This window comes from Candidatus Villigracilis vicinus (genome assembly GCF_016702885.1).
In the GTDB taxonomy this organism is placed as follows: Bacteria; Chloroflexota; Anaerolineae; order Anaerolineales; family Villigracilaceae; genus Villigracilis; species Villigracilis vicinus.
Genome location: NZ_JADJDD010000001.1, coordinates 277484 through 299985 on the forward strand (window position 1 = coordinate 277484; position 22502 = coordinate 299985).

Consider the following 22502-nt stretch of genomic DNA (forward strand, 5'->3'; position numbering starts at 1 on the left):
GTGTTCTATGTATCCATGATAGGAGCAGCACCATGACACAAACCCGAACCGAAGAAAGCATCCTAAATGAGATCGATTCTATTCAGCGGAAGATGATGCAGGTGATGGTGCGCCTGACCAGTGTGGGAAATCCGCAAGTTTCATCGATCAACCTGGAGTTGACGCAATTGGCTCGCAACCTGGCAAGGTTACAGGAGGATACCAGGGTGCGTTTTGCGACCCAACGCGAGCGGATGGAAGCATTGGCGGGTGTTGGAAGTGTGATCAATTCTTCTTTGGGGCTAAAAAAAGTTTTGGATGAGGTCATGGATTCGCTGATCGTCTTGATGAAGGCTGAACGTGGCTTTCTTATGCTTAAGGACGAGAAGGGGGATTTTAGGGTGCAGATCGCACGTGATGCAAATAATCAAGATCTGACCGAGGATGTCTTTTCGATCAGTAAGAGCATTGTCCGTCAGGTCTTGGAGCGAGGTGAAACGGTGCTTACCACCAATGCACGTACCGATCCTCGTTTTGAGCAACAGGCAAGTGTGGCGGCATATCAACTTCTTTCTATTTTATGCGCACCATTGAAGGTCAAAGATGAGTTGATCGGTGTGATCTATGTAGATAACCGTGCTCAGACCGGAATTTTCAGCAGTGACGAGTTGGAGTTGATCTCCATGTTTGCCAATCAGGCAGCGGTGGCGATCGACAATGCGCGTCTCTTTGATGGATTGCAGGCGAGTAATGAAGAATTGCAGGAGGCGTATCACGCCACTCTGGAAGGCTGGGTGCGTGCTTTGGATTTGCGTGATAAAGAAACGGAAGGGCATACCAAACGTGTAACGGCGCTGACTGAAAAACTCGCCCGTAAAATGGGCGTGGACGAAAATGCACTTGTTCACATTCAGCGCGGGGCTCTCTTGCACGATATCGGCAAGATGGCGATCCCAGATGGGATTTTGCTCAAGCCCGCGGCTCTATCTCCTGAAGAACGGACTCTGATCGAAATGCACCCGGTCTATGCTTACGAAATGCTTACCCCGATCCGTTTCCTCAGCCCAGCTTTGGATATTCCGTATTGCCACCATGAAAAATGGGATGGTACGGGCTATCCGCGCGGCTTGAGCGGTGATACGATCCCATTGGCAGCACGCATTTTCGCAGTTGTCGATGTGTGGGATGCCTTGGTATCAGACCGACCTTATCGCAAAGCAATGAAGCCTGAGGACGTAAAACGAAAGCTTCGCGAAGATTCGGGCAGACACTTCGACCCGCAGGTTGTGGATGCTTTTCTTGAACTGGATGACCAGACCTTGAGGTCGGTTGTGACGATCAGCTAAATTACTTTGAGAAGGAAAATAATTTTTGAGCTGTTCTTCCATGTAAGTAATATGAAATCGCCAACATGAGCAAGCCGACTACAAAAAGTATAACGGGATCAAAATAACTCCTGAGATCATGCCTGCGATCAGAATATAGATATGGAATAGAAATGGAACCCAAAAAGCAATGGGGTGAACTGGGCGCAGGTAAAATTTTGGGCGTTTGGATAACACAAGCAGGGTGGCAGCGACGAGTGTTATAAAGATCACTATAGGGCGAATGCTGGTCGGTACGACAAAGACGATAACTGCGTTGGTTCCGAGGACACCAGCCAGCCCGACCAGAAACGCAAATGGCGCAGAAAGCCATAAGCCTACCCAGTTTGTGTTTCTCGCCAATACACGATACCCAAGCGAGAATGAAAATACCACCCAAAACCACGCCCAAAAATTAGCGAAGGGGACGCCGAAATATTGAGTTCTCAACCCCTGACCCCAATCCCAGAATCCGAAACGGATGGCAACGGCATCTAGTGCCAGGTCTATGTTTAGAGCTAACAGACCGTCTAGAACGGGGCGAAGGAAGTAAGGCAGGCTGCTGGCGTCGGAAAATTCCATGGACGCGTAGATGATGCAACTCCATGCCACGCCAATGCAAAGAGGAACATCCAATACCATTAACAAGAAGCGACCATATTCATAAGCGTTTAACTGACGAATCGTGGCAAGCTCAAGCATCACTCCAAAGAGAATGCCAAAGGCGAGCTTGAGCAAGTTTGAAATTCCGTGTTTGAATGCGTGATGGAAGCAAAGAGCGAATAGAATGTAAACTATAAGTTCGAATAGAAAAAAGTAGATATTGGGCATGCAAGCGATTTTAATCGGTAAAATAAAAGACGGCAATCACCTTGATGATTGCCGTCTTACTCTTTCAGTTTCACATCCCTAGCCATTGACCTGCCATTTTTGCTAAGTTTGCAACCGGACCCTGGCGAGCGGTACATTGCGGCAGAGACTCAAGGAACATCCTGCCGTACTGTTTGGTTAGCACACGGCGGTCAAGGATGGCAACGATGCCGCGATCTGAGGCAGTGCGGATCAGGCGACCAAATCCCTGCCGAAATTTGAGGATGGCTTCAGGCAGGTAGTATTCGTTGAAAGAATCTTCGTAGAGTTCTGATCGCGCCGAGATGATAGGGTCAGACGGTACTTCAAACGGAAGTTTGGTGATGAAAACAACCGAAAGTGAATCGCCGGGTACATCTACACCTTCCCAAAATGAACGGGTTCCCAGAAGGACGGCACGGTCTGTAGTTTTGAAGGATTCGAGCAGGGCAGTGGGAGATGTCCCTTCGCCTTGTTCGTATACGTAAATATCCTCCCGCGCGAGCGGACCAGTGATGGCTTGGGAAGTCTTTTTCAGCGCTGCGTACGAGGTGAATAGAACCAGCATTCGCCCGCCAGTGGCTTTGGCAGTGGAAATAATGGTTTTATCCAGCATTTGCTGATAGTTAAACGCATTTGGCTCAGGCATGTCGTTTGAAACATAGAGAAGGGTGCTTGATTCATAGTCAAATGGTGAGCCAAGAGCAAGTACATCGACCTCGGCTGCATCCAGGGTATTGCGAATGTAATTGAATTCGCCATGCGTGGTCAATGTAGCTGATGCCATGATCACACTGGCTTTCTCATACCATAAATTCTTTTGAACGAGCGGTCCCACGCGCAGGGGAGCGGCATTAAGTGAGAGGCGTTCGCCGCGCGGGTTGACTTCGATCCAATAGATCAAGTCGGCAGTGGGTTTGTGCATCAAGCCAGACGCGGCGGTTTCTGCTTCAGTCAGCCTGCGAACAAGCGTGCCCAGGCTGCCCATCACATCTTCCACATTATCGTGCCCATCGTTATATAGATCGCCAAGCGCTTTGTAGATCTCGTCCAGAGTCTTGAGTAGATTTTCCATCGTTTCGCTGATCTGCCCCCAGAGCATCTCGAGATCATCCCAGCCTTGCAGTGTGCGGGCAGAGGGTGTGATGCGCATTTGCCACGAGTAATTGCTCGGTGGTTGTCCTTCGCGTTGAGTAGCGATGAACTCACCGAGAAATGCAAAGAATTCTTTTGCGAGCTGTTCCAATCGAAACGCCTGGTCTGTCGCGCGTTTTGTTTTTTGCTGCATCAAACCAAAATCGGATGGACGCAGCGTATCATGTGAATCGTTCAGGATCGTTCCGAGCAAACCTGCCGATGAGCCGCCGAGCTCCTTTAACATGCGGTCAAGATCACCTTGTGTCATGCGGAAGGAAAGTGCATTTGTCACCGCTGATTCCATGTGGTGAGCTTCATCCACGATCAAGTAATCGTATTCGGGCAATACCTTACTGCCCGTTGAAACATCTGAGAGCAGCAGGGCGTGGTTGACGATCAGGATGTGGGAATTTTGAGCCGCCTGCTTGGCACGGAAGAACGGACACGCGCCTCCCATCCTGCCGAGGCATGCCTCTGTTGTGCAGTTATCATCCTCCGCTGAGAGTCTGCTCCAGACCTCACGCTCAAGCGGACCTTGTAAATTCAGGTCATTGCGGTCGCCGCTTATGTTATCCACCTGCCAGACGATGATCTTCGCCAGTACGCGCATTTCAGTGGCGTTGGTGGGTCCATGTGTGCGCAGGTATTGGAAGCGGCGCGGGCAGATATAGTTCGAGCGTCCTTTGAGTACGGCGGCACGGACGCCTAAATTGAGCGCTGCTTGCAGGTCTGGGATGTCTTTTTTTATGAGTTGATCTTGCAAGTTGATGGTGTTGGTCGAAACAACGACACGAGTATTATTTTGATAAGCGAATAATGCGGCAGGGACGAGATAGGCAAAGGATTTACCTACGCCGGTTCCCGCTTCGACGAGGAGATGTCCGCCACTGGAAAGGGCATTTGCCACTGCCTTGAGCATTTCCACTTGTTCGGTGCGGTGTTCGTAAGAGTCAAAGTATTGTGAGAAGGGTCCGCCATACTCTAAAACGGCGGCGGCTTCTTCGGGGTCAAGCGCAATTGGTTCTTCAGTGCGCGTGACCGGCGGGGCGTTCTGCTCGGACGCAGAATCAAATATCGGCTTGGAAATTGAGGCGCGGGTCTTCGTCTGTTTGGGTTTGATGCCTTCTTTGATCTTGGCGCGCAAGACTTGTTCAAAAACCCAGTTTGAATCCCATGTGGCGAAGTTGCCAAGGTCAGCGATCTCTTCCAATACTTCAAGCGGAAGTTCTTGTGCTTTTTCAAATAATTTCAGATAACAAGCGTGCGTAACGAGCGCGTCGTCCAGCGCGCGGTGGGTGGCAGGGAGGGGAATGCCGAGTTGTTTGCCGAGGGAACCAAGGTTGTAGCGGCTGGCGGTGGGCATCAGCACGGAGGCGAGTTCGAGTGTGTCGATCGTCTGCTGATATTCGAACATGCCTTTTTTGCGCAGGAAGCCGACATCAAATTTGACGTTGTGACCGAGAATGGGTGCATCGCCGACGAAGGCGACCAGTTCATGCATGATATCTTGCACGCGCGGCGCTTGCCTCACCATGGCATTGTCAATGCCGGTCAGCCCGGTAATGAAATCAGGGATCTGCCTGCCGGGGTTGATGAGGGTGTTGAATTCATCTTCTTTGCGTTTGCCATTAAAGCGAACCGCGGCGATTTCAATGATCGCATCGCGGTCTTCGTCCAAGCCGGTAGATTCGATATCCAGTGAAACAATTGTGGTCATATTAGAACAAGTGTACCATAAAGAAAAAGAGGGTCGTGTCTGCTTTAAGCAGTAGCTTTGGGCTTTGTTCCTGTATTCAATGACATATCAAGAACAGGCATGAGAAATATCCAGAAGAAGAGGCGAAACCATTCCACTCCAGGCATCACATGGCGCCTGGTTCCATATATATCCCCTAAAAAGCTGAGCAAGAGTGTTACTGCAGCGATTCCAAACACCCATAATGCCAGCCATGCCCACGCAGACTTGTCTATTGTTTGGTGCTGGAATGCGCCAATAAGAAGAGTTAAAAGCAGGAGTAAATCGAGTAGATAAACCGAAAAATTTTCCATATGAAAAATTTGCCCAATGAGCAGGAGGATGTCTCGGTTTTTCACATCGTCTGCCGGGTAATATGCTTGAACAAAATCAGATCGAAAATAATCTTTGTATTCCCAGATCGTTGTAACAATAAAACCAGGATGAGTGGCGAGAAAAGCTCCATAAGCTTTAAAGGCGTATTTATCTGCCCACTCTTTGTAAGCAGGTGCATCGCGATCAGGCATTCCGTATTCTTTGAAAAATTCTACGCGGGCTGGGTGGGGCCAAATATATTCATCAATTGCGTTGATGACCGGGAGGGCAGCTCGGAAGCTATCTCTTGCGGATACATACCCTAGAATAAAAATTCCAAGCAAGACGGCGGCAGCGATCTTAAATTGGATTGTAACTCTCACTTTTTTGATGAATAAGAGGGAGGCGACCAACCCAAATGTGACTAAAATGCCGTACAGTTGTACATCTCTAACAAATGTCCATAAGAACAAGACGATCAGCCAACTAGTGAGTAAAGCCTTTTCGTAGAATGATTTGAAAGGAATTTCTTTCTCGGATAATTGAAAAGCAAGTTCCATGGCGAGTGCCAGCGAGATGGAAAATAAAGAAAATGACAAAGATTCGGGTCCCAGTGCGCTTTCCCATTCCGCGAGTTGGGGGGTGAATCCAAATAATAAAATAGTTATCGCTGCAACGAATTTTATCAAACCGTTGTTTAGACGTTTGATAATTGCCAGAGCTAGAATTACCCATCCGAATACAGCCAAAAGATTTTGGATCAATACGATCTTGTCGAAGCAAGGACTGATCTCCCGTGGAGTTTCTGTCCCTGAGGATGGAAAACTGTACGCAACGCTGGGGCAGGCAACCGTATCGTTTGCTAGTTTGTAGAGAACACTGGTGGTAAACATGCGCTCTCCCGTAAAAATCTTCCAGGAAAAGAGCGGAGCGCGTGATGCACTGATGTAGCTGTGAGTTTCTCCATTGGCTATGGAGAGGCGCAGATCTCCGTACCAATGTAGTCGACCCCAAACAAGGATCGACATGACAATCAGAATGAAAATGGATACGATGTTTTTCTTTATTAATTCCATTCTTTTACTCCAGGTGAATTGAATGAGAAGTATGCCCGCTGTTTGTGGTTCTATTCCGAAGTTTTATTAAATGCCATGTCAAAAAATGGTAATAGAAATACCCACAGGAAAAGGCGGAACATCTCTACTGAAGGCATGATGTGGCGGCGCAACCCGGCTGTATCTCCGAAATAGCTGATGAACAAGGTGGCGGCTGCGATCCCATATGCACAAATTGCCAGCCATGCCCAAGCGGAAAGCTTTGCTGTATATTGTTTGCCCATTGCTTGGAAAAAATATACTATAAGGATCACAAGGCTTAGCAAATACACCACGCCTGAATCCGGGTTTACCATTTCGCCGAGGGTTAGAAGGAAATTACGGTTCTTAACTTCGTCTGTGATGAAGTACGGCTGACCGTATTCCCCGGTGAGAAGATCCATATTTTCCCATAACGTTGTTATGACAAAACCGGGGTGTGTCACGAGGAAGATGGCATAGGCTTTGGCGGCGTTCTCGTCTGCCCATGTTTGATAGTTTGGCGCGTCGAAATAGCTTTCTGCTTCTTTTTCGGGCATGCCGAATTTTTGGAAGAATTCAACACGTGCCGGGTGTGGCAGGATATATTCATCCAATGAATTCATGAGTGGGAAGCGTGTGGCTCGAAGGCTGTCACGGGCGGAGGCGTAACCGACCAAAAAGGTGATGAGTAAAATGGCGAGTGTGACCGGAAGGGCTCTGGTCGCTTTGATTTTTTTTATCAAGAGAAGAGGGGTAAGCAAAATAATCGTAATGGGAATGGCATAGAGATGCACATCACGCACGAAGACCCAAAGTAAGAAGACAGTGATTAGAAGTGCAAGTAATAGTTTTTCTGCACTCGTTTTAAATGGTATTTCAGATTTTGTGACACGGAAGATGAGTTCGAGAGCGATGCCCAGAGTAATCGCAAATAAAGAAAGCGAAAGTGACTCAGGACTAAGTAGGCTATCCCATTCAGCGATTTGCGGTGTGAAGCCGAAAAGCATGATCGCAGTTGCGCTAAAAATCCTTATGAGCGGATTGCTAAGTTTGGAAGCGACCATCCAACCAAGGAAACACCACCCAAAAATGGAAAGATAATTTTGGAGAAGAGCGATCTTGTCAAAGCAGGGTTGAACTTCGCGTTTGCCTTCCTCGCCCAGCCCTGGCAGACTGTATGAAATAATCGGGCAGTTGGCAGGGTCGTTGGCAACTTTGAAGATCAGGTTGGTGGTAAAGAGGCGTTGACCCGCAAACATGCCCCAGGAAAATATCGGAGCACGGGATGAGTTGATGTAACTGTCCGTTTCGGCATTGGCTGTAGATAATCTTAAGTCGCCATACCAGGTTCCCCGAAGAAAAATGCCAATAGCAAAAACGAGCAGGATGATGAGATTGGTGAATTGCTTTTTTAGAAAATTCATAAGTTGTGGTCAGGCGTTGTCAATTCTTTTGCCAGAGCAATATCCGCGAGAACGATGGGGAAGACCCAGATGGCAAGACGGAAGATCATGGTTGAGTAAAGTGCGTGTCGGTTTAGTGCCCAAGTGTCACCTAGGATGGTGGGAATCAGTGTGAGGTTTGAGGATAAAAAGAGCCATACCCCCAACCATGCCCAGGGGCGGCTGGTGCCTATATTTTTTCTCGCCAGTAGCAGGAGCCCAGATAACAGAAGGATGCTCATCAGAAATGGGGTTGTGTTTTCCGGGTGCAACGCATCGCCGATGGAGAATAAAATATCTCGAGACGGAGAAAGGTTGCGAGCATTAAAATAGGTTTGCTTGATCTCATTAAAAGAATATTGAAAATCTCTTGCTATCTTCAGCGTTGGATACCCGGGGTGCGCAAGCATAAAGCGCATCATGGTAGAGGATCCTTTTTCCTCCAGCCATATATCGAATTCGGCTGTATTGTAGGCAGGCATTCCAAATTCCTTGAAGAACTCCACTCTTTCGGTATGCGGAAATACATCATCGTGGTATAGATTTCTCAACTGAACTACAGATCGGACGCTAATGGAAGAAGTGATAAACCCAAGTGCGAAGGTCAAAGATAGAAATATTACTGCTCCAACAAGAGTCTTGTTTTTTCGGTAGAGCGGTGATGCGAAGAGAATTGCGATCATTCCAATGGTCATGAGCGCGGTAAAGAGGTTTGTGTCACGTAGAAAGGTCCAGAAGAAGGTCACAACGCCCCAAATGACAACTACTCCCGTTGTTTTTGTATTAGGATCTCTGTAGAGTATGAACGCTATTTTGACCAATAATGCAAGTTGCAAGGCAAAAAGGGAGAATGTCAGCGACTCGGACATCAGGATGCTATCCCAATCTGCCATTTGCGGAGTATATGCGAAGGCAAGGATGAACAAGACGCTGATGACCTTTAGCCACGGATTTCGAAGGTTTTCTGCAACAACCCATGCGAGCATGCCCCATCCTATAAGCGACAAAACCAGCTGGAACAGAACGATCTTATCGAACCCCGGTTGAAATGCGCGTTTACTCGTATCAACAGAGCCATTCACAAGTATTTCATACCCACTTTGGGGTTCAAAGACCTTATAAACCAGGTTGGTGGTTAATAAGCGCCGCCCCGTCATGATCTCCGCTGAAAATAAAGGAGCATGAGACGCCTCAACATATGAAATCGTGTCATTTCCTGCAATGGATAATGATGGGTCACCGTACAACTTAATGCGCAGGATGGAAGCTGCAATGATGATCACGAAGACAACAATCGAATATACTGTTGCAGGGAGGGGCTTGCGCAGGGAGGTTAGAATTTCAGGCATAAAAAGAACAATCTTGAATTACTGGGCTTCCAAAATATGGTTGAGATCCTGGACTTGAGCACTGGTAAGTTTGCGTTGCTTTGCTGTTTCCCGTATGAAGCCTTTGAGCTGTTTGAGTTTTATCGCACGGATCGAAGCTTCGCCTGGTTCTATAACAACCTGGTCGTTGAGGAACACCATGATAGACTGGATCTCAGGTACGACCTTGCCTTCCATTTTTTTGGCAAGGAAATTTTTAATCGCTGCCACTTCGGTTTCGGCTTCAAGATCGGGGCGACCAATACCTTCCTGTCCAAATATGCGCATATAGGATTGCATAAAGCCGCCGCCTTTGATCTTCCAGCGGTTTTTTTCAAAAGTTACTGTTCCTATTTGTTGATATGCCAGAATTACCCATATTCCAGAGGGTCCAACCAGCAAGTGGGAGGTTGGGGTGGTGTAATGATAGATGCTGAATTCGCTATGAAGTCCTTTTAGCCCAGCGTCAATTTTTTCGTCGCGACGAGGGGAGCGCCCCCAGCGATTCCCCATATACATACCCACCTGCGTCATTACAAACCCGATGACAAGACATGCCAGTGAATATACAAACCAATCTGGTCTGGTAAAGGAAATGTACATACCGCCCCCCAAAACCAGCAATGCCACAAGACTGGTCCAGTTGCCGATCGTTCCATTGCGTTTAATCAGTTTTTCGTTTTTGATGATCTTCATGTTTATTTCTTGAGGCTCTCTTCGATGGCAGATTTCATTGCATCTAAAACTTTTACGTCAACAGCTTCTTTTGCTACGCGGACGGCATTCTTGATGGCGAATGCATCAGATCTTCCGTGACCGATGAATACCAGTCCGTTCACGCCCAACATGGGGGCGGCGCCTTGTTCGCCGGGATCCAATAATTTCTTGATGGCGCCCAGCGCTGGTTTAACAAGCAATCCGCCGATCTTGGTGCGCAAGCTGCCGTTCTTGATCAGCGTGCGGATCGTATCTGTGATCAATTTTGCAACCGCCTCAGAAGTTTTTAGCATGACATTGCCGGTAAAACCGTCCGTCACCGCTACATCCACTGCGCCACCAATGACTTCCTTGCCTTCCACATTGCCAAAGTAATTTAATTTGGATGCCTTGAACAAGGGGGTGGCACCTTTGACCAATTCGTTTCCTTTGCCTTCTTCTTCACCATTGGACACCAACCCAACCTTGGGATTTTTGACGCCGCGAACTTTTTCTGCGTAAATGCTTCCAAGAATGCCAAATTGAATTAAGTTCTCAGGTTTGCAATCAGGATTGGCGCCAATATCGAGTACGACACAGGTTCCGGTAGCTGTCGGGAAGATGGGAGCCAGGGCAGGGCGATCCACGCCGCGGATACGCCCGAGGCGAAAGAGGGCTGAGACCATGCCCGCGCCGGTGTTGCCAGCCGTCACAAAGGCATCCGCTTCGCCGCGTTTGACCATATCCATACCGACCGCCATGGAATTTTGCGCATCTTTTGCACGTGCTTTCAAGACAAGTGCTTCGCCCTTATCTTCCATCGTCAACATCTCTGGCGCATGCACTACTCTGACCTTCAAGCCCTGTGTGTTCTGTTTTTCAAGAACCGGTTTGATCTTGGCTTCATCGCCAACAAAAATAATTTCCACCCCATATTCCCGCGCCGCCAAAATGGCGCCTTCCACGTCGGGTCCGGGATGTTCGTCGCTTCCCATTGCATCTACTACGATACGAGCCATGAAAAATCTCCTATGTGATTTGCTTGACAAGAAAAGTAACACGATTATAATACTGCCTGCTTACGCGCTGGTGCTGGAATTGGCAGACAGGCACGCTTGAGGTGCGTGTGTCGTAAGACGTGGAGGTTCAAGTCCTCTCCAGCGCACAAGCCAGAACTCCCATTATGGGAGTTCTTTGCTTTTAAGGGCGCGGAAGGGTAAACCAGAAGGTTGAACCTTTGTTGATACCTTCCGATTCGACCCAAATATGACCACCATGATATTCAATGATCCTTCGAACAAGAGCCAGACCAATCCCTGTTCCCTCGGTTTTTGCGTCCAGTTTATTGAACAAACCAAAAACGCGTTCGTGGTAAACAGGCTCGATGCCAATCCCATTATCCCTTACAAAGAAATTATGCTCGCCATCCATTGACCGTCTGGCGCCGATTACAATCTCTGGGGTGTCTTGTTCTCCCATGAACTTTGCTGAATTATCCAATAGATTTTGAATTGCTTCGATCATTCGGGCGCGATCGACCTTGACTGTGGGTAGGTCCGTCTCTATCCTGACTTTGATGTGGTTCGCGCCCAAACGACCCTGATTCAACTCGACGGCTTCACTTGCGATCTCTTGAAACGGAACCTTACCCGGCTCATTGATCATGCGTCCAATGCGGGAAAGTTCCAGTAGTTCGTTGAGCAATCGTTCCATTCTGGCGACTGCATCTTTGATGCGTTGTGCGCTGTTTCGGATCTTCTCAACATCTCCCGAAATAAGGTCTTTTTCGAGCAGCCCCATAAATCCCCCGATCGTGATCAAAGGTGCTTTTAAGTCATGGGATACAGTGTATGTAAATCGTTCCAGTTCGCTATTCTTGTTTTGTAGATCGTTCAATGCTTTTTCCAAACCTGTGATATCGGAGATTGTGTAAAGCAGACAATCTTCGTTATCGATCTTGATCACTGTAACGGAGATCAAAACAATTCCAATTTCTCCGTTCCTTTTCCGCATACTTGCCTTGAATTCATGGATAAACCCATGTTCGCGAATAAGCCGGTTGTGAAGGGCATGTTCTTCGCTATTTTGCCAGAGATTTAATTCCGAAGACCAGCGATTGATCACCTCTTCTTTTGAGAAGCCTGTCAGTTTTGTGAATGCGTGGTTTGCGTCCAGAATGATATTGTCTGATATTCTCCCGATCACCATTGGCACCAGTGTCTCGTGGAAGGTTTTTTGAAACTTTTCCTCGGAGGCGGTCAGTAAGTCTGTGCTTTTTTGCCGCTTGATCGCCGACCCCAATAACCCTGCGGCGATTTGCAGAGCATCTACTTCTGCTTGTGACCAGGGTTTAATACGTTCAAAATCGTCGAAACCGATCACACCCCACCATTCCCCATCCACGAAAATTGGCACATCCAGTAGAGTTTTTATTTGTGCGCGTTCTAAATTTTGTTCTGACCACTCAGGTGGAAAAATCTCAGTTGAATTGTAAAAGGGTTTTCCGGTAATGATGATATTGTACCAATCGATCATGTCCTCTTCCAGAAGAGGTACATTTTGGAACATTTCAGGGTCAGACGGGTGGTGTTGGGCTGGGTTTTTCCATTCGTATTTCAAACTGGAGAGCAAAGCACCCTGTTCATTCACATGGTTTTGAAATAAATACGCATGGCTTGCTCCTGAAACTGACCCCAGTAATTCCAGCATTTCAGCGATCTTTGTTTTCCAATCCTGTGCCCCTAGCAGAAGCTGAGCAGAGTCTGCGATCACCGAAAGAATGCGCTCTTTTTGTAAAGCCGATTCTTCAGATTTCTTTCGACTCGCGGTTTCTGCGGTTAATTGGCTGATGGTTTGGGTGATCACTCCGGTGGTGATCTGCTGGAGCACGCCGATCGCAACAAGGATCACAATATTCACATATACAATGTTTGAGGAAATATAATTGACGGGCGGTTTGCTAATATACAGAACTGCCAGATAGCAGCCGGAAGATACAGCAATGGCGATCCACTTCGCTGATTCGTCGAATAAGATCGACGCCAGCAGGATACATAAAACATATTGTAAAACGGCAGCAGTGTTCAGTTCTGGTTTGCTGGTAAGTAGGGCTCCTGCGATCAGAAATGCTGTAGGTGGAAAAAATCTTGCCGTTTTCCAGTACCCTTTTTGAATGAGGAAGAACCACATCAGGCTGTGTACAACCAATATTGCGAGAACCAAGAATATTGGCCATATTTCAGGTTGGGCGGCGTTTAGGTCCAGAACCAAGACTGCCAGCAGTGTAACAAACAGACTTAACCCAATAACGATAAATACAGCACGTGTGGTGTGTTCCAGTCGGGCGTCTTCTGCGCGTAGATCCGCAGTTGGGTATATGGCTGTTCTTAAAGCTTTTAATACATTCATGCAGACTCCAGCCGGATGACGGACAAGGAGATCAACTTATTTCCAATTTTCAACTTCAAAGAGTTCCAGTTTATTGGATTTGATCTGTTCGTAAACCTCGCTCAAATGCACGAACTCGTAACCTTGAGAACATAATGTGGCTAATGTTTTTTCAAATATATCGAACTCGCGCCCGGTATTGCGCGCCATTGCAAACGCTTCAAAGCCCTCAATGGTGTTACTGGGAATGCTCCCAAAATAAAAATCATATGGGTGGGAAAGCAATAATGCTATTGATGGCAAGCCAAACATTTTCAGCAATAGAGAGTAGATGCCCCAGCCAAAAAGTTTGGCATAACTCAATGCAAACACAATGCGGATGGTTTCGATGGATGTGAACGGGAATTCCACCAGCGACTTGCCGTCATTACGCGTGATTTGAAAGGGCGTATTGGGTATATGCAGGTTGTTATAACCAAATTTACCCGGACGAAAGGATGTGTACACGCTCGCGTCGTATGTAAACCCGTGGTCGAGGAGGTGCCCCAGCCCGTCCTTATCGATCTGCCCGATGGGAGCACGGTACCCCAATGGTTTGGCGCCTGTGAATTTTTCGTATGCAGCCTGCGAATTTTGAACTTCTTCTAATGAACAGGCGTTGTGTGGATCATGTGTGTGTGAGTGGACGGAAAACTCAAGCGGGATGCGCTCTGCAAGTTTTTGAAACAGGCTTCCGTGCGTGTCGAACAGGCTGGTAACCGTGAACATGGTTACCTTGGCGCCGTACTTATTGATCGTAGATACGTAGCGCTCGAAATATTTCGGGTCTTCAAGCAGGCGAATTTTTTTCTCCGGATCGCCGTAGTCCGGTTCCATATCCAATGTTACACAGGCTAATTTTTTCATTCGGGCAAATTGGTAACGTAGTAAAAATTATTTTGTTTGATCACACGCAGGTTCTTGAAACCAAAAGGTTCGGCAAGTTTGGCGAACTCTTCAAGCGAGTAAAGAAATACACCCGGCAGGCGGTTTACGCGGATGTAAACCTGCCGCAGAATCCAGGTGGGGAATTCCTTTTTTCTTCCGTAGTCGGGAAAATCCAACAGGAAATAGGTGGTGCGCAGGTTGCCAAGAAAGGCAGTCATGGCGGCAGCGTCGAAGTATTCAATGACGCCCAGTGCAGTGACCAGGTCCACTTGTGGAAGCGGGGTATTGGGCTGGACCACATCGAGTGCAGAAAAATTCAATTTATCCTGCATACCCAATTCGGCGCCGCGTTTTTGGGCAAGTTCCAAGGCTTCGTTCGAGATATCGGTTCCGAATACTTTTTGCGCTCCTGCCTGCACCATCTGAAACGCAAAACGCCCGGATGCACAGCCCACATCCAAAACGGTCTTTCCGCTAATGTGCGGCTGGACCAATTCCAATGCGGTGTTCATACGGACGTACATCGCGTCGCCGCGGAAGGTGGTGGAGAGCCTGTCCCACCAGTTTGCATTTTCCTGCCCTTCTTTGAAGTACGCGCTGGCTTCCCAACTAATGAGGTGATCCTGCCAGTATTTGCCGGAATCTGAGATAGGTTTTTGATTGTTCATGGCTGGAGATTATACCCGCTTCAAGCTGGACCTCGAACCTGATTCACGCCACGATCAGGCTGCAACAAGTGACGGCGCCTTCGGCTTTTGCCAATTCGCTAAGATCAACGGGTGCAATGGTGTATCCCTTTTCTTCGAGACGTTTGCGGGTGTTTGGGAAGGTGATCGGGTAGATGATCTTCTCGTGGACGGGTAAACAGTTCGCGGCGAAGGGTTCTGAGGCGTCTACTTCGATCAAATTGAAGCCGGGAAAGTAAGCAGGGTCCACCCAATTCTTGTTAATGAGCAGAGTATTGTCATCCACTCGCGTGACGGCGGTTTTCAAATGCAGACAATCGGTCATTTCCACGCCTTGAACCGTGTAACCGAACTTTCCAAGCAGTGAATGTAATTGGGCGACCGCTTGCATATTGCTGCGGGTGGAAAGCCCAATGAAGATCTTTTTCCGATCACCAGCACGTCGCCGCCATCAACACTAGCAGGGGCGGTGACGTGTACCAATTGGCGGTGTGGGGTAAGAGCAGGGATGATCGTGTCTATTTCTGGCTTGCGCGAATCTGCACCGGGGCGGGTAATGACTGCTACTTCAGGCAGAATAAAAGCGGTGTCTTCTACAAAGACTGAATCGGGCAGGTCAGCTTCTTCAGGGAGTTCGATCACCTGACAGCCGAGATCTGCAAGGGTGTGAACATAGGCAGTGTGCTGTTCACGGGCAATATTGAGGTCGATGGGCGTGCGTTCGATGTGGGTGATCTCACACTCGTTGAAACGTGAACTTACATTGCGGGTAATGGCGATGGTCATTTTTGGGGTCACTTGTTGTAGGATATCAGGACGGCTTGCAGGCTTTCATACATGGGAATGGTTTGCAGGATGCCAGTCAATGCCAGTGCGTGATGCACTTGTTGAGGCGCGCTGCATAACTTGAGGCGCACCGTAGCCGGGTCGGGATTTGACGATTCAAATAGTTTATGTAGCTTTTGAACAGCGCGAATTCCAGCACTAGTCAGCATTTGAATTTCTTCAAGGTTGACGACCAGGTATCGTATCCCTTGTGAAAATTCTTCCTGCGCGGCGGCGATCAGCGTGCTTTCACTTTGGCTGTCGAGCCAGCCGCGCAGGTGGAAAATTGTGATGATCTCTTTATCTTGTCGCTGGATGTGTTCGGTTGTGATCTTGAGCTCAGAGATTGACATTGTTCGGTTTATTGATCTTCAGAGCGATAGCGGTCGATCAACGCCTTGGTGCGTGAATCCTTGGGGTTGTTGAACAGATCTTCTGGTGTGGCGTCTTCGATCAGTTGACCTTCAGACATCACGATCACGCGGTCTGCCACGTCACGAGCAAAACCCATTTCATGGGTAACGACGATCATGGTCATGCCTTCGTTGGCGACTTTTTTCATGACATTCAACACTTCGCCGATGAGTTCCGGGTCGAGGGCTGAAGTAGGCTCATCAAAAAGCATGACGCGCGGCTCCATGGTCAGGGCGCGGGCGATGGCAACGCGTTGTTTTTGCCCGCCCGAGAGACGCAAAGGATACTCATCTTTTTTGAAGAGCATACCTACACTGTCCAGGTTTTGCTCCGCAAGTTCGATGGCACGTTTTCTGTCCATGTTCTTGACAGTGACCGGACCCTCGATCACATTCTCAAGGACGGTCATGTGCGGAAAGAGGTTGAATTCCTGGAAGACCATACCCGTCTTGAGGCGTACATCGTGGACGAGTTGGCGTCTTTCCTTGCCTTTTACCTCGGCGTTGACCTGCACACCATCCACTTCGATGACGCCGTGAGAAGGTTCTTCAAGAAAATTAAGGCAGCGCAATAGCGTACTTTTACCGGAGCCGCTGCGTCCGATGAGACATAGTACCTGGCGTTCAGGGACTTCCAGACTGATGTCCTTTAGAACGTGCAAGCGCCCGAAATATTTATCAAGATTGGATACTTTGACAATCGGCAAAGACATGTTAGCGATCTCCCTTGGAAAGGCGGGCTTCCAGTTTTCCCTGGAAGTAGGTGAGGATAAGGGTGAGTACCCAGTAGAACATGGCTGCCATGATGAGGGCTTCAAGGTTGTTAAACTGTGCGCGCCCAACCTTGGTGGCACGCCACATCAACTCGTGTACGAAGCCCGTGGCAGATACAAGCGCTGAGTCTTTGGTCATGGAGATGAAGTCATTGCCCATGGGCGGAATGGCAAATCGTAATGCCTGCGGCAGGATGACCCGCCTCATGGTCTGACCGGGAGTCATTCCCAATGCCATAGCGGCTTCACGCTGACCCTTGCCGACGGAGCTCAACCCGGCACGGAACGTTTCAGACATGTAGGCGCCATAGTTCAATCCCAACGCCATTACCCCGGCAAATGTCCCGGATAGGATGATGCCAAGTTGCGGTAAAGCCAGGAAGAAGAAGAAAATCTGAAGGTAAAGAGGGGTTCCGCGGATCAAGGAAACATAAAAAGTGCTGATGGCATAGATCGGCGGAAACGTGGAAAGCCTGCCCAACGCCGCTAATAGTGCGAGCGAAATGGCAAAGGCAATGGAAAGGACTGAGATCAACAGGGTTTGCCCCAGCCCTTCGGCAATGAACGTAAGGTTTTTGAGAATGAATTCTGTATCGAGTTGGATGGTTTCAAATTTGAAAGAACCCAACTGAATATTTTGCCCGCTGAATAAAAAGATCAAAATGAAAAAAAGTACCGCCCATGAAGCGCCAACATGCGTACGAAACAGGCGCTCCTTGCGCAGCTGCGCTTGATAGAGAAGTTCTGCTTGAGAAGTCGGCGCTTCTCCCTGATTGGTCGTGGATGCCATCGTGTATACCTCCGAAGGGTGGAGTTGTTTTAATAAAAAGGGAAGCGGCACTATTGCCGCTTCCCTTTTTTGTTCTTGAGTATTACTTGTTAGGTGCAGCGGTCAGGTCAACCTCGAACCACTTGGTGGAGAGGTCGGCGAGTCTACCGTCGCTGTGCATGGCGGTGAAGAGCTCGTCCACTTTGGCGCGCAGAGAGGTGGCGTCCAGCGTGGAGGATTTGTCGAAAGCAGCAGCGAGGTCTTCAGAGAAGACGGCGCCGTCCAGCTTGGTAACCGGCATACCTTCGGCAATATTAGCGTTGACCACAGTTTCAGAGGTTACATAAGCGACGAAATCGGTGCGTCCTGAGGCAATCGACTGGGCACATTCCTGATCAGTTTCCAGCGGCACAACGGTCACATCAGCAGGAACTGGAGAATAGATGGAGGATTCGGGCAAGCCCAAACCTTCGGCATCATTGTTGAGCCAGGCTTCGTAGGTAGTGGCGGCGCCGGCGCAAACTGCCTGACCGGAAAGTCCGTCAAGAGAGCTGATGCCAGAATCAGCGGAAACTGCCACAACCGCAGGGGTGTAGTAGTAGGGCACGCTGAAGTCGAGCACCTGCTGGCGGGCAGTATTGATGGTCATGGAGCCAACGCTCACGTCCCATTTGTCAGCCCAGTTACCGGCAGTGATCGCATCCCAGGAAGGGGTGGCGAAACAAGTCTCAACACCGAGGGAGTCGCCGATGGCAATGGCAACATCTACATCGAAGCCCTGCATTTCAGTGGTGGTCAGTGCGTCACCGGGGCATTTGGTATCCGACGGGCGTGAACCTTCGGTGTTAAGGAAGGATTGCGGCGCGTAGTTCGGGTCGGTGGAAACAAGGATATATCCACGTTCTTGAATGGCTCCGAGTAGGTCTGATGCGGTAGAACCGCCTCCACCGCCGCAGGCAGTGAGTACGAGAGATGCCAGAACAAGGATGCTGGCAAGGGTCAAAAGTTTCTTCATTTCTCCTCCGAGAGAAAAAAGGGATGGACAACTTTTCGTTGCCACGGATTGTTTCTCAACCCGCCCACTAAGCATAGACTATTTTTTTCGATTCTGCAAGGATTTTGGTTGTTAATTTCATGATGGTAAAATTGCATACTTAATCTTTTGGAGGCGAATCGAATGAATTCCATGTTTCCCAGCCAGGAATGGTTGAATGATCTTGAAGCAAAACTGAACTCAGATACACACTATGCAGAGATCGCAAAGAATTGGGAGGGCGACCTGTTCTTTCATATTGAACCCGAAGGTAATTTGAAAGAGAAATTAACCTTCTATCTTGATCTATGGCATGGCACCTGTCGCAAAGTGGAGTACAACCCTGACCCGGCAAAATACTCGAATGTTGCCTTTAATCTAACAGCCAGTTACGATAACATCACCGCAGTGCTAACTGGTAAATTAAACCCAATGACCGCCATGATGACCATGAAATTAAAGGTCAATGGCAGTATGGGGTATATGATGCGGAACGTTCCTGTGGTCCTTGATTTTGTTCGCTGTGCGCAAGAAGTGACCAAGGAAATTGTTTAACAGGTGTTTGATAAATCATAATGCTGCCCATTCTGAAAATTAACCTGACCACAAATACTACCGAGGAGTTTGTGATCCCTGCCGATTGGCAAAGGGATTTCCTCGGCGGTGCCTCGCTTGCTGCGCGCATTCTGTACCCATTTCTCACGAAAGACCTGGACCCGCTTTCTCCCGAGTCGCCGCTGCTGTTTATCAATGGACCACTCTCTGGAACGAATGGTCCCACAACGGGACGATTTGTTATCTGTGGCAAGGGACCAGCAACTGGCTTATGGGCTGAATCAAATATCGGAGGTTTTTGGGGACCCGAGCTTCGCAAAGCCGGGTACGACGGCTTGTGGATCACAGGAAAAGCTTCTGGTGCTGTATATCTTTGGATTCAGGATGGCAGGCTTGAGGTCCGCAGTGCGGCGGGTTTGCTGGGCAGAGATGTTTATGAGACGCAGGAACTCGTCCGTGCAGAAGTAGGTGTCAAGGCGGCACGGGTTGCAGTCATTGGCGAAGCAGGAGAGCGCGGCGTGTTGTATGCGTCGATTTGCTGCGACCACGGACGCATGGCAGGGCGAACCGGCATGGGCGCAGTGATGGGGTCTAAAAATCTAAAAGCCATTGCGGTTCATGGGACTCAAAAAATCGAAGTAACCGAAGAATATTCTGCTGTGCGTTCTGAAGCAAACCGGAGTTTGAAGCAGGATAACGAGTCGAAAGTGATGAGCGAGCTTGGTTCGGCGGGTGCGGCAAATTACGCCGAATATCTTGGAGCTATGCCTGCAAAGTATTACCATCAAGGAATGTTCCCTGGCGTTGATAATATTTCCGGCGCAAAGATCACCGAGTCGATTCTGGTCGGAAAAAGCGCCTGTCAGGGATGTGTCATTGCCTGTGGGCGTGTTGTGAATCTCGGCGACGGAAAGAAGCGCAAAGGTCCAGAGTATGAAACCGTTGTTGGTTTCGGTCCCAGCCTATTGATCGACGATCTAAATGCAGTCGTTCGCCTTGGTGAAACTTGCGATAAATATGGATTGGATACGATCAGCACCTCCAATACGATTGGCTTGGCTTATCACCTTTTTGAACTGGGAAAGATCACGGCTCAAGATACGGGCGGGTTGGATCTGCACTGGGGAGAATCTGCCGCCGCTGAGAAGTTGATCCACTTAATTGCCCGTCGTGAAGGGATCGGTGACGTCATGTCGCGCGGCTCGCGTCAATTTGGAGCGGCGTTCGGCGCGGAAGATGAAGCTGTGCAGGTCAATGGGCTTGAGGTTGCGTATCACGATCCACGTGGTGTTTCGGGTATGGCGCTTTCGTATGCCACCAGTCCGCGTGGGGCGTGCCATAACCAATCTGATTATTTCTTTGTGGATTGGGGACATACGTATGAAGAGATCGGTATCCATTACATGGAGCGTCACGCCCAGGCAGAGAAGGCCGCCAATGTGGCAAGGCATCAAAATTGGCGCACACATTTCAACTCGGTCTTGATCTGTATTTTCGCCAATGTGCCGCCGCAGACCCAGGTGGACCTGCTCAATGCTCAGTTAGGCTTGAACTGGACCGTGGCGGATCTGATGAAATCTGGTGAGCGTGCCTGGAACTTGAAGCGTGCCATTAATAATCGCATGGGTTTGAATGCAAGTAATGATAAATTACCCAAAGCCTTGCTTGAACCTCATAAAGAAGGCGGCGCAGAGGGGTTTGTGCCGGATATAAAAGCCATGCTTGTTGCTTATTATGAAGCCCGAGGTTGGGACCTGAGCACTGGAAAGCCGACAAAAGAGAAGTTGCTGGAGCTTGGTTTGAATGAAGCCGCTCAGGATTTATGGGGATGATCTGCGTCGGTTTATTACAGATCGTTCTGCAAAAAAACGTGAAATATCTGTGTGTAAAAAATAGCAACCCAAATCAGGGAATGATCTAGAGCCGCTTTTCAAAGCAAACGCTGTTTTCAATGCCTGCATATTGCCCATAGTTTGGAATTCGGCTGTATCCGCTCTTTTCGTACAAGCGGATCGCAGCCACCTGCTTTAACCCGGTTTCTAGAATGCATTTTTGATATCCCAACTCGGCTGCCCAAGACTCCAATTCTGCCAAAATTTGCCCGGCAATTCCCTTACCCCTGCTCTCTGGGGCGGTATACATGCGTTTCACTTCCATGATGCCTTGCTCGTACTCCTTTATTGCGCCGCAGGCAATAGCTTTTCCGTTCTCATGAGCGATCACAACATGTTTGATCTTTGCGATCTTGTTGAATTGAGCGTAAAACGGGTTCTGATCGCCATTCTTTTCGGCAAGGTCCGCATCAAGGTGATGGACAAGTTCTACAAAATTCTGGTCATCTGAATTGGTTCTGGTAAGTGTGGTCATTAAGATCCTCTTTTGTGATCGGGCTAAATATTGAATAATAAATTTTATTCCAATTCTGCGAACAAAAAAAGCCTACTCGCGCAGAGAAGGCTTTTTATTTGGTATCAACTGTAAGTGTGGAAGTGAGGCGTGGTTAAAACTCATCCTCTTCTTCCAGCCACTCATCATCTTCTTCGCCGTCCGCTTCTTCATCCTCCCATTCATCTAGCTCTTCTTCGTCTTCCCATTCATCTGCAGCGGCGGCGCCATCAGCAGGGGAATAGGTTACGCAGCCTGTGTCGGGGTCGAACTCTACGGCAGCAGCGCCGCACAACCCTTCATCCAGGAAAACACAATCAACATAGTGACACTTGATACGGGGCATTTCGAATCCTCCTAATCTTGGTTTCGGAATAGTCGCGTGACTGCAATGATAAAAATGATCGTCATCGCGACTTGTGATGTAACACAGAACGGGCAAATGGCCTGCAATAGTACAAGCTCCACGTAAATTAACCAGAGCGTGAACAGAAAGCCCGTCAGCGACATGCCAAAGATCAACAATGTGCCATTTGTTCGAAAGAACTCATTACGGTTCTCGAACAGATGAACGAGCAGGATCGCAACATACCCGACGATGCCAAAAACCGCCACTGGGATCCCGTTCACTTCTGAAAAGCGGCTGGCGTTCACGGTGGAGCAATCGCCAGAGCCGAGGCACATACCATCGTTGCCGCTGATCTTATAGATCGTCATATAGACCGAAACAGCAAGACCGATGATCACAAGCGCTATTGAAGCGCGGTAAAGCCATTTATTCATGGTTCC

At 48.7% G+C, this 22502-nt stretch carries 22 protein-coding genes and 1 tRNA gene; 4 read left to right on the forward strand and 19 right to left on the reverse strand.

What is annotated here, in order from left to right; translation table 11 throughout:
* Positions 1–32 precede the first annotated feature (32 nt).
* Positions 33–1325, forward strand: coding sequence for an HD domain-containing phosphohydrolase (locus IPG80_RS01410; RefSeq protein ID WP_345101866.1), 1293 nt, complete (start codon positions 33–35; stop codon positions 1323–1325).
* 78 nt (positions 1326–1403) lie between these two features.
* On the opposite strand, the gene IPG80_RS01415 is transcribed toward IPG80_RS01410, so the two are convergent.
* From IPG80_RS01415 to plsX, 7 genes are all read right to left on the reverse strand, one after another.
* Complete coding sequence (locus IPG80_RS01415) at positions 1404–2174, reverse strand: carotenoid biosynthesis protein (RefSeq protein WP_345101868.1); 771 nt, start codon at positions 2172–2174, stop codon at positions 1404–1406.
* Positions 2175–2244: 70 nt separating this feature from the next.
* Complete coding sequence (locus IPG80_RS01420) at positions 2245–5046, reverse strand: helicase C-terminal domain-containing protein (RefSeq protein WP_345101870.1); 2802 nt, start codon at positions 5044–5046, stop codon at positions 2245–2247.
* A 44-nt stretch (positions 5047–5090) separates the two neighbouring features.
* The gene (locus tag IPG80_RS01425; protein WP_345101872.1) at positions 5091–6455 is read right to left on the reverse strand and encodes a hypothetical protein; all 1365 of its coding nucleotides are present in this window, start codon (positions 6453–6455) and stop codon (positions 5091–5093) included.
* 50 nt (positions 6456–6505) lie between these two features.
* Positions 6506–7879, reverse strand: coding sequence for a hypothetical protein (locus IPG80_RS01430; RefSeq protein WP_345101874.1), 1374 nt, complete (start codon positions 7877–7879; stop codon positions 6506–6508).
* The gene (locus IPG80_RS01435; RefSeq protein WP_345101876.1) at positions 7876–9246 is read right to left on the reverse strand and encodes a hypothetical protein; all 1371 of its coding nucleotides are present in this window, start codon (positions 9244–9246) and stop codon (positions 7876–7878) included. The genes IPG80_RS01430 and IPG80_RS01435 overlap by 4 nt, the downstream gene beginning before the upstream one ends.
* A gap of 18 nt (positions 9247–9264) precedes the next feature.
* Positions 9265–9960: a hypothetical protein gene (locus IPG80_RS01440; RefSeq protein ID WP_345101878.1), complete on the reverse strand. Its 696-nt coding sequence runs from the start codon at positions 9958–9960 to the stop codon at positions 9265–9267.
* Between the two features lie 2 nt (positions 9961–9962).
* Positions 9963–10979, reverse strand: coding sequence for a phosphate acyltransferase PlsX (plsX, locus tag IPG80_RS01445; RefSeq protein WP_345101880.1), 1017 nt, complete (start codon positions 10977–10979; stop codon positions 9963–9965).
* A 64-nt stretch (positions 10980–11043) separates the two neighbouring features.
* Between plsX and IPG80_RS01450 the strand changes: the two genes are divergently transcribed.
* Positions 11044–11125: transfer RNA gene (locus IPG80_RS01450), tRNA-Leu, on the forward strand.
* A 35-nt stretch (positions 11126–11160) separates the two neighbouring features.
* On the opposite strand, the gene IPG80_RS01455 is transcribed toward IPG80_RS01450, so the two are convergent.
* From IPG80_RS01455 to IPG80_RS01495, 9 genes are all read right to left on the reverse strand, one after another.
* Positions 11161–13368, reverse strand: a complete 2208-nt coding sequence (locus IPG80_RS01455) for an ATP-binding protein (protein ID WP_345101882.1) — start codon at positions 13366–13368, stop codon at positions 11161–11163.
* A 36-nt stretch (positions 13369–13404) separates the two neighbouring features.
* The gene (locus IPG80_RS01460) at positions 13405–14253 is read right to left on the reverse strand and encodes a polysaccharide deacetylase family protein (RefSeq protein WP_345101884.1); all 849 of its coding nucleotides are present in this window, start codon (positions 14251–14253) and stop codon (positions 13405–13407) included.
* Positions 14250–14942, reverse strand: a complete 693-nt coding sequence (locus tag IPG80_RS01465) for a class I SAM-dependent methyltransferase (RefSeq protein ID WP_345101886.1) — start codon at positions 14940–14942, stop codon at positions 14250–14252. The genes IPG80_RS01460 and IPG80_RS01465 overlap by 4 nt, the downstream gene beginning before the upstream one ends.
* Positions 14943–14985: 43 nt before the next feature.
* Positions 14986–15285, reverse strand: coding sequence for a hypothetical protein (locus tag IPG80_RS01470; RefSeq protein ID WP_345101888.1), 300 nt, complete (start codon positions 15283–15285; stop codon positions 14986–14988).
* Positions 15282–15758 (reverse strand): hypothetical protein, encoded by a 477-nt coding sequence (locus IPG80_RS01475; RefSeq protein ID WP_345101890.1) that lies wholly within the window; start codon positions 15756–15758, stop codon positions 15282–15284. The genes IPG80_RS01470 and IPG80_RS01475 overlap by 4 nt, the downstream gene beginning before the upstream one ends.
* Positions 15755–16138, reverse strand: a complete 384-nt coding sequence (locus IPG80_RS01480; protein WP_345101891.1) for an STAS domain-containing protein — start codon at positions 16136–16138, stop codon at positions 15755–15757. The genes IPG80_RS01475 and IPG80_RS01480 overlap by 4 nt, the downstream gene beginning before the upstream one ends.
* A gap of 8 nt (positions 16139–16146) precedes the next feature.
* Positions 16147–16899, reverse strand: coding sequence for an amino acid ABC transporter ATP-binding protein (locus tag IPG80_RS01485; protein ID WP_345102346.1), 753 nt, complete (start codon positions 16897–16899; stop codon positions 16147–16149).
* Between the two features lie 13 nt (positions 16900–16912).
* Positions 16913–17761: an amino acid ABC transporter permease gene (locus tag IPG80_RS01490; RefSeq protein WP_345101893.1), complete on the reverse strand. Its 849-nt coding sequence runs from the start codon at positions 17759–17761 to the stop codon at positions 16913–16915.
* Positions 17762–17843: 82 nt separating this feature from the next.
* On the reverse strand, positions 17844–18755 hold the full coding sequence (locus tag IPG80_RS01495; protein ID WP_345101895.1) for a transporter substrate-binding domain-containing protein: 912 nt from the start codon (positions 18753–18755) through the stop codon (positions 17844–17846).
* A gap of 162 nt (positions 18756–18917) precedes the next feature.
* Between IPG80_RS01495 and IPG80_RS01500 the strand changes: the two genes are divergently transcribed.
* The gene (locus IPG80_RS01500; RefSeq protein WP_345101897.1) at positions 18918–19328 is read left to right on the forward strand and encodes an SCP2 sterol-binding domain-containing protein; all 411 of its coding nucleotides are present in this window, start codon (positions 18918–18920) and stop codon (positions 19326–19328) included.
* 20 nt (positions 19329–19348) lie between these two features.
* Entirely contained in the window at positions 19349–21160 is a 1812-nt protein-coding gene (locus tag IPG80_RS01505; RefSeq protein ID WP_345101899.1) for an aldehyde ferredoxin oxidoreductase family protein, read from the forward strand.
* Positions 21161–21245: 85 nt separating this feature from the next.
* On the opposite strand, the gene IPG80_RS01510 is transcribed toward IPG80_RS01505, so the two are convergent.
* The 3 genes from IPG80_RS01510 to IPG80_RS01520 form a co-directional block, all read right to left on the reverse strand.
* Positions 21246–21695 carry a GNAT family N-acetyltransferase gene (locus tag IPG80_RS01510; RefSeq protein ID WP_345101901.1) on the reverse strand — a complete coding sequence of 150 codons (450 nt, stop codon included), beginning with the start codon at positions 21693–21695 and terminating at the stop codon, positions 21246–21248.
* Between the two features lie 133 nt (positions 21696–21828).
* Positions 21829–22059 carry a hypothetical protein gene (locus tag IPG80_RS01515; protein WP_345101904.1) on the reverse strand — a complete coding sequence of 77 codons (231 nt, stop codon included), beginning with the start codon at positions 22057–22059 and terminating at the stop codon, positions 21829–21831.
* Positions 22060–22070: 11 nt separating this feature from the next.
* A complete protein-coding gene (locus IPG80_RS01520; protein ID WP_345101906.1) occupies positions 22071–22496 on the reverse strand; it encodes a vitamin K epoxide reductase family protein in 426 nt (141 codons plus the stop codon).
* Positions 22497–22502: the final 6 nt, after the last annotated feature.

What these genes read in the sequence shown, in the direction of transcription:
- IPG80_RS01410 (WP_345101866.1), top strand. Translation starts at nt 33, where the DNA reads ATGACACAAACCCGAACCGAAGAAAGCATCCTAAATGAGATCGATTCT.
- IPG80_RS01415 (WP_345101868.1), bottom strand. Translation starts at nt 2,174, where the DNA reads ATGCCCAATATCTACTTTTTTCTATTCGAACTTATAGTTTACATTCTA.
- IPG80_RS01420 (WP_345101870.1), bottom strand. Translation starts at nt 5,046, where the DNA reads ATGACCACAATTGTTTCACTGGATATCGAATCTACCGGCTTGGACGAA.
- IPG80_RS01425 (WP_345101872.1), bottom strand. Translation starts at nt 6,455, where the DNA reads ATGGAATTAATAAAGAAAAACATCGTATCCATTTTCATTCTGATTGTC.
- IPG80_RS01430 (WP_345101874.1), bottom strand. Translation starts at nt 7,879, where the DNA reads ATGAATTTTCTAAAAAAGCAATTCACCAATCTCATCATCCTGCTCGTT.
- IPG80_RS01435 (WP_345101876.1), bottom strand. Translation starts at nt 9,246, where the DNA reads ATGCCTGAAATTCTAACCTCCCTGCGCAAGCCCCTCCCTGCAACAGTA.
- IPG80_RS01440 (WP_345101878.1), bottom strand. Translation starts at nt 9,960, where the DNA reads ATGAAGATCATCAAAAACGAAAAACTGATTAAACGCAATGGAACGATC.
- plsX (WP_345101880.1), bottom strand. Translation starts at nt 10,979, where the DNA reads ATGGCTCGTATCGTAGTAGATGCAATGGGAAGCGACGAACATCCCGGA.
- IPG80_RS01455 (WP_345101882.1), bottom strand. Translation starts at nt 13,368, where the DNA reads ATGAATGTATTAAAAGCTTTAAGAACAGCCATATACCCAACTGCGGAT.
- IPG80_RS01460 (WP_345101884.1), bottom strand. Translation starts at nt 14,253, where the DNA reads ATGAAAAAATTAGCCTGTGTAACATTGGATATGGAACCGGACTACGGC.
- IPG80_RS01465 (WP_345101886.1), bottom strand. Translation starts at nt 14,942, where the DNA reads ATGAACAATCAAAAACCTATCTCAGATTCCGGCAAATACTGGCAGGAT.
- IPG80_RS01470 (WP_345101888.1), bottom strand. Translation starts at nt 15,285, where the DNA reads ATGACCGATTGTCTGCATTTGAAAACCGCCGTCACGCGAGTGGATGAC.
- IPG80_RS01480 (WP_345101891.1), bottom strand. Translation starts at nt 16,138, where the DNA reads ATGTCAATCTCTGAGCTCAAGATCACAACCGAACACATCCAGCGACAA.
- IPG80_RS01490 (WP_345101893.1), bottom strand. Translation starts at nt 17,761, where the DNA reads ATGGCATCCACGACCAATCAGGGAGAAGCGCCGACTTCTCAAGCAGAA.
- IPG80_RS01495 (WP_345101895.1), bottom strand. Translation starts at nt 18,755, where the DNA reads ATGAAGAAACTTTTGACCCTTGCCAGCATCCTTGTTCTGGCATCTCTC.
- IPG80_RS01500 (WP_345101897.1), top strand. Translation starts at nt 18,918, where the DNA reads ATGAATTCCATGTTTCCCAGCCAGGAATGGTTGAATGATCTTGAAGCA.
- IPG80_RS01505 (WP_345101899.1), top strand. Translation starts at nt 19,349, where the DNA reads ATGCTGCCCATTCTGAAAATTAACCTGACCACAAATACTACCGAGGAG.
- IPG80_RS01510 (WP_345101901.1), bottom strand. Translation starts at nt 21,695, where the DNA reads ATGACCACACTTACCAGAACCAATTCAGATGACCAGAATTTTGTAGAA.
- IPG80_RS01515 (WP_345101904.1), bottom strand. Translation starts at nt 22,059, where the DNA reads ATGCCCCGTATCAAGTGTCACTATGTTGATTGTGTTTTCCTGGATGAA.
- IPG80_RS01520 (WP_345101906.1), bottom strand. Translation starts at nt 22,496, where the DNA reads ATGAATAAATGGCTTTACCGCGCTTCAATAGCGCTTGTGATCATCGGT.